This is a genomic window from Bacillus sp. 01N42_2, assembly GCF_056399565.1.
Window position 1 is genome coordinate 1 of the sequence record NZ_JBFTRO010000019.1, and the last position, 6,678, is coordinate 6,678.

Below are 6,678 nucleotides of genomic sequence, written 5' to 3' on the forward strand. Positions count from 1 at the left end.
AGCTCCTGCCCTTACCGGCGTATTGTCAATCGGCAGCATCAGCAACGGAATCACTACAGGGCTGAACATTACAGTAACTCCTCAAACCCGGCTGTTAATGGTATTCTCCGCCACTGCGACAGGTCTTTCTCTTATTAATACAGTGGCGGGATACGCAAGCGCGGGAGTTACGATTTCTTGAGCGAAAACGGCCAGACTGATGTGAATCATCTAAGCTTGGAGAAGAAATCACTTTTCTTCAAGCTTTTTTGTTTTTTCGTTTCTGAGTAAATAAAAGCTGACGGGAATTTCCCGACAGCCAACAGAAGTATTTATTTGTTTTCATGCCCTCAGAAGATAATCAGTATCTTAAACAGATGACGATGTTTTTAATGAGTCGAGATCATCCGTTGTACCAGAGGTGTGAATCATCATCAAAAGGCGATCACGCATGGCGTGGTGGGTGGGCGTTTTATTTAATTATTCCACTTACCTTAAAGCCAATGCCAACAAGCATAAATAAACAAGAATGAAGCCATTCAGGGAGACCGGGAGTTTAAAAGTCGAAGCGGAGATGAAAGTTGAAAAAGTGATCCCACAGTACAACGGATTTGGAAAACGGATATTTGTATCATGAAAATAAATTGAGTTTCTTTTAATTAGATCACTACACAACGGATATAAAATACAACATAATCACAGACGTCTATGTCAACATTGGAAATGTCTATGATTATGTGTTTTATCTTGATCGATTGGAAAACCAATTCGCACGATTTGTTTTTTAGGGAGAATTCGCCGTAGTTCTTGATTCGGATTATTTAACGTCTCCCATTTATAAGAAACTATCTGGTCGCCAAATCTTTGATATCATCGCATACAGATATTATTATCTGCCAAAGGCTTATTCCGGAATGGAGTTTTACTTACAGTGAACAAGACATATATATTTGTTTTAAACAGTAAGAACTTACATATTCAACAACTGACCGAAAAGGCTACCGATCATATAAATGATATTCTGAAATGTGTTCCTCATGCCCATTGATCACCCAGTATGTGTGAAAAGACCATAAAGAAAAAACAGATCGTCTGTTTCAAAGAAACCCTCTACAAAAAGGAAAGAAAAAATAGAGTGAAACTTTGCAGATTCGAAACAATTGCATGGACTTTGCTCTTGCAGGTTGAGGGGAAAACAGAATGTGAGTGAGCAAGTTCTTCTCACAGCCGTCTGCCAGAACATGAGAAAGATTTCCACATACCAACCAAGCAAGGGATGTGGGAGATCTTTTTCAGTTGCCAGAAACAGATCAATGGTGAATGAAAATCTATAAAACAAAAAATGCAGAACAAACATCTTCCAAGCTAGGTAAAACTAGAAATCAGGAGCGCTCTGTACAAAACATTATTTTCAATATACAGCTGTTTTGAGCAGGTAAATAGATACAAATCACATTTTGAATATCCTTTTAACGGAATAAAAAATCAGTTTTACTATTTACATAGGTCTTTCCTTATGTTACTATTTTCTCAGGAAGTTTAATATAGGTTAATATGTATTATTTTTCTTCATACATACAGAACTATTAAAACTTATAATTTTCGGTTATTGGGATGTGGTATTTTGGAAGTAAAGGTGCTCAAAAATGATAGGGGAAATATTTTTTATAAGCCAATAATTTTTTTTGAAAGTCTAGTGAAAAAGCCATTAATTTTGGTTCCTTTGTTAGTCTTGATAATTGCAAATGTTATATATTCTTTAAGTATCTATCCGGTTGCACTTCAAAATTTATTTCAAAATCTTAAGGATACAGATATAGATAAAAGTTTTTTGCTCGAAAATCAAGTGTGGATAGAAACAATAGCTTGCACTATAAATATAGCTAATTTTATTATTGGTATAGTAGGAACGTCAATTCTCTTTTATTTTATAAGTAATATATTTGTTGATAAAATGAATTTTAAAAAAATATTATCATTATTCCTAGTTTCTCAAATACCTAATGCTTTAAATTGGATTTTTATATCAATTGAATACCGTGTATTTAATCGTATACCGATGAGCTTAATTCAGAAAAATTCAACGATGGTTGATGTCTTATTAGATACATTTAACTTTTTCTTTATAATGCACCTCATTATGATGATAATATCTATTAAGATTTTACTCAATTCTAAAAAAATTACGGCAATTATCATTGTACTTATTTACGCTTTGGCTATTAGTATTGGGAAGTTACTATTAGGTTGAACTGAGGGGAGGTGAGTGGGAAATGATGGAGTTGTTTGATTTGGCTGCTAAGCTAGGAATTACAATGGGTAACGCTTATAAAATAGCCCAAGCTATAAATGCGGGTTGGTCACTGGCATCTATTATTTCAATAGTTTCTGGTGTAGGAAGTATCGTTGGTATTTACATGTATGCTATTAAAAAGAAAATTGTAGAACTTGGTATGAAGGCTACAGCAGCATGGTAATTAAGAAGATAGGGATCGAATAAAAAGATCCCTATTCTCTAAAGGAGCATTTCCTGTATGCAAAAGCTATCAATTTTATTTAAAAACAGAATGATATTGAGTATAAATCAATCGTTTTTTTCGAATAGTACAAAAAAGAAATTGAGAATTAGTGGTTTTATAACTTTACTTTTATTTTCTATTTGTATTATTGGATTAACCTTAATTACATGGTTCTTGAGTGACGTGTTTTTGCAACTTTTTTTGTATATAACAAAAAAATACACTGTTGAAGAAAAAAAGATACTAATTAGATTATTGTCTTTTATTATATTTATAATTTTTTCTATCGATGGAGTGCAAAACTATATATCAAAAACATTGTATTCCAAAGATTTTAAAGTGGCATTATACGCACCTATAAAACCAGGAATTTATCTGTTGTATCGAATGATAGAGGGCCATTTAAAACAAATTATAATTTGGTTTATTGTAATTTCAGTTTTTACTGGCATTTTTGTTATGCACAAAATGATATCTATACTGCAAGCGCCTCTAGTTTTCCTTGTTGGCTGTTTGTATGTAACATTAATTTATTTAACACGTTACTTTATTTTGTTTAACCTTTTCAAAAAATTAGCAATGAATCAAAAGCTAACAAAAGTTTATATAAGCCTTTTCTTAGGGTATTTTAGTTTGTTCGTTGCTATATTGAAAGTAATTGAGTATTCGAATCGATTTTTCTCATTTTCCTTTCTTGATTTTTTACCTAAAGTAACTAATAATACAGTTTTCTTAGCTGTATCATCTGTTCTGACTTCGAAGTATTTCCCTATTAATTATTTCATGACATTACATTTTGAAATAATAAAGGGAAATTATATTATCTGTTTTTTAAACATTGTTCTTATTTTCTCTATATTTTTTCTTTTTGTTTGGTATCTTTTTCGTGAAATCTCAAATAGTAATTATTTAAGTTTACTATATGAAGTTATGAATAAATCTAAAGAACATAAGATTTTACAGAGAATTTCGAATGATAATGATAAAAAAAATAGCTTCAGCTTCCTAAGGTCTGAACGGATATCTTCAATAATAATATTAAAAGATTTAAAATGTTTGCTAAGAGAAAGAAAAATAATATGGGGTTCATACCTTTTTAGTGCTGTTTTCGGGTATGGTTCAATTTATTTTATCTATTTTATAGTTAATATACAAAGTTCTATACCAATTCCCAGAGAAGAGATTGGTATATTTGTGAGTATTTATGTTATGTCGTTAACAGTACAGAGTTTAATGGATAGATTTGGAGTCGATTCAGAATTAAAAAACATTAAAATCTATTTATCTGCACCTATAAATTTGAAAGATTATATTAAGGCGAAATTTATAATTTCTTTTTTTTCAACCGCTCCCTTGTTACTACTAAACTGTTTGTTTAGTTGGCTTTTATTTAATTCCAATCCTGTGTTGGTTTTGTTTATGGTGATTATACATACTGTACCTTTTATTTTCATTGGATTAATTGCTTCCGCTACTTTTCCTAATTACGATATAGAGTCCATTTTGGAACTGCCAACTTTTAAATCTAGAATTTTAATGAATATTTTAACTTTGTGTTATTTAATGATTAGCATAGGAATATATAGTGCTGTAAATTCTCTAATGATTGGAGCTTCAATTATTGTATTAGTAGCAGTCATAGTGAGCTTTATATTATATAGATTTATTAATTTGAAACTAGAAAAACGAATTCACTTCTAAAAAGGAGAGTGAAGTGATGCTAAATATTACTGGTTTGTCTAAAATATATAACGAAAAAAAAGTTGTTGATGATATTTCTTTTAATGTTGGAAAGGGAAGAATTTTAGGTATAATAGGACCAAACGGTTCCGGGAAAACGACTACACTTCAAATGATAACAGGGATAGTTAATTCTAACCAAGGCGATTGCATCTACAATGGTTTCTCAATTAAAAAAGATCCTGAGAAATATAAATCAAACATTGCTTTCATAGCCGATGAACTAAATTTATATCCAAATTTACTTGGTAGAGAATACGTAGATTTTATATGTAGACTTTGGGGAGCTAAAAAAAACTACAAAAAGAAAATGAAAGAGCTTGCAGAAATGTTAGGTATGGAACAAAAATTAGACTTTTTTATATCAAGCTATTCAAAAGGAATGAGGCAAAAGATTGCTTTCATTGCTGCTCTTTCACACGAACCTACTCTCTTGATCTTAGATGAGCCATTTAATGGGTTGGATCCAGAAACAATGTTTAGTTTAAAGAAATTTTTAATTACATATATTAATCAAGGAAACTCTATAGTTCTTAGCAGTCATCTATTAGATACGGTAGAAAAAATATGTACAGATATAATAATGATAAAAGAAGGAAAGAAAGTATATGACAGTAATGATGAATATAATAGTGAAAAATTCAGTGAATTAGAAGAATTGTATAATAGTTATAATTGAAAGGAGGTGATGTTATGTTAGAACTGTTTTTGCAATTATTCTCACACTTCGAATTAGCTAAAACTTTGGGGGTCTCTGCAGGAGTTGCTCTAGGTATAGTCAAATTAATTAATGCCGGGAGTTCAATCGCAACGGTGATTATGTTGTTTGCAGGAGTTGCAGGAGGTATCTCTTATCTTTACGTTTTAGGTGTTGAATTTATTAAAAGAAAAATCATAAAATTGGGTATTAAGGCAACTGCAGCATGGTAAGAAAGTGTTTATAAAGATATGTACAAATTGTACATATCTTTATTTAAATTATAAATATTGATATATAATGAGGAGAATAGATTTGAATGTTAAATTTGTTTTTAAAGAATTTAAATTATTGATTTTAATTTGTTCTATTGTATTATTAGTGAGTTTCTGTATAGGTCTATTTACTTCAGGACAAGCTCAAGTAGACAAAAGTTTGTTGAGGCTGGGTTATATTTCAATATTAAAGAATAATTTACTTGCAGCTCTTAACTTAAGCAGTGGTTTATTTACATTTGGTTTGTCCAGTTTAATTTCACTTATAATTAATGGTTTAGTAATTGGGAATGCAGTTAAGTCAAGTAGCTATTTCTTGCATTGGTACGAAATAATTCTTAGAATTTTGCCGCATGGCATATTTGAGATTCCTGGAATAATAATTGCTTCAACAGTTGGTTTATCACCAATAAAATTAATCTTTGACCTAGTTAAGGGGAAAAAAATAGAATTAAGGTTATATGTAAATCAATTATTTATTTTAATTAGTATTAGTGTTATATTAATCGTAATAGCAGCTTTTGTAGAAGCTTTTATTTCAGATTATTTTGTAAATGTGGGGTAAGTATAAAATGCAAAATTTAAGCATAACTGATATATTAGCAGTTATAGGTTCGTTTTTTATGGTTTTTTTTTGGTTGTATGTTTTCTTAAGTACAAAAAAGAAAATTTTCGTAGTAGTGGCTTTAATAGTAGGGATTATAGAATTTTATTATTATAAGGAAATCTTTGATTTTTAATCATTCTGTATAAATAGGAGAGTAATATGATTTTAGTAAAAGTCTTGGTAACCATTACACTTTTAATTTTATCCGTAACAGCTACTGCTTTTGCGTTTGCAAAAGAAAAGGATGAAAAATTTTTCTCGGAAATGATATCAGATGGTTCCGGTATTCTATTTTTTTTTGGTGTACTTGGTTTGTCGGTTTTCAAATTTTTAAAGTTTATATTACCTGAGATGTTCCATCTTTTCATCTATAAATTGGTTTCTCTGCTTATTGCAGCTCTCTGTATTATTGCTTCAATTATAGTTTGGATAGTGTGATATGTTTTGAAGAATAAAAAATGTTTCGATCTTATCTCTGACGGCAGTGGTTGGCCTCTTTTTTAATAATCTATTCGGTCTGTATATAGTCTTTTTTGGAAACAGTATCTATTACATAGCATAACGAAAAGGCAGACGCAGTCTGTCTATTTGCCTATTCTAAGAGATAAAGTTGCAGTATGTCTGTCGTGTTCGTATGCTTCTTTGTCCTATTCTTCCTAAAATTATTGCCGGCTGATTAATCAGAACGGTGAGCCCTGCCGGATCGTCTATCACCATAACTGCACAATTATACAGTTCCACTGTGCCGAACAATACGTTCACGCCGATTCCCGGAGCATCCGTCACTTTAGCTCCTGCCCTTACCGGCGTATTGTCAATCGGCAGCATCAGCAACGGAATCACTACAGGGCTGAACATTAC

Annotated in this window: 7 protein-coding genes and 3 pseudogenes; all 10 read left to right on the forward strand. The window is 30.9% G+C overall.

Translation table 11 applies throughout. The annotated features are described in order from the left end of the window. A pseudogene (locus AC1DN5_RS18905) lies at window positions 1–181 on the forward strand (collagen-like protein); the annotation flags it as partial. A gap of 913 nt (window positions 182–1,094) precedes the next feature. Next, window positions 1,095–1,235, forward strand: a pseudogene (locus tag AC1DN5_RS18910) (transposase); the annotation flags it as partial. A 368-nt stretch (window positions 1,236–1,603) separates the two neighbouring features. Then, window positions 1,604–2,230, forward strand: coding sequence for a hypothetical protein (locus tag AC1DN5_RS18915; protein WP_327816241.1), 627 nt, complete (start codon window positions 1,604–1,606; stop codon window positions 2,228–2,230). A gap of 22 nt (window positions 2,231–2,252) precedes the next feature. After that, on the forward strand, window positions 2,253–2,456 hold the full coding sequence (locus AC1DN5_RS18920; protein WP_327816240.1) for a hypothetical protein: 204 nt from the start codon (window positions 2,253–2,255) through the stop codon (window positions 2,454–2,456). A 57-nt stretch (window positions 2,457–2,513) separates the two neighbouring features. Then, window positions 2,514–4,199: a hypothetical protein gene (locus AC1DN5_RS18925; RefSeq protein ID WP_366970072.1), complete on the forward strand. Its 1,686-nt coding sequence runs from the start codon at window positions 2,514–2,516 to the stop codon at window positions 4,197–4,199. A gap of 16 nt (window positions 4,200–4,215) precedes the next feature. Continuing rightward, window positions 4,216–4,917: an ABC transporter ATP-binding protein gene (locus tag AC1DN5_RS18930; protein WP_327816238.1), complete on the forward strand. Its 702-nt coding sequence runs from the start codon at window positions 4,216–4,218 to the stop codon at window positions 4,915–4,917. Between the two features lie 14 nt (window positions 4,918–4,931). Continuing rightward, entirely contained in the window at window positions 4,932–5,168 is a 237-nt protein-coding gene (locus AC1DN5_RS18935) for a circular bacteriocin, circularin A/uberolysin family (protein ID WP_327816237.1), read from the forward strand. 82 nt (window positions 5,169–5,250) lie between these two features. Further along, on the forward strand, window positions 5,251–5,775 hold the full coding sequence (locus tag AC1DN5_RS18940; protein ID WP_327816236.1) for a stage II sporulation protein M: 525 nt from the start codon (window positions 5,251–5,253) through the stop codon (window positions 5,773–5,775). Window positions 5,776–5,976: 201 nt separating this feature from the next. Beyond that, a complete protein-coding gene (locus tag AC1DN5_RS18945) occupies window positions 5,977–6,255 on the forward strand; it encodes a hypothetical protein (RefSeq protein ID WP_326351698.1) in 279 nt (92 codons plus the stop codon). 250 nt (window positions 6,256–6,505) lie between these two features. Continuing rightward, window positions 6,506–6,678: pseudogene (locus AC1DN5_RS18950) on the forward strand (collagen-like protein); the annotation flags it as partial.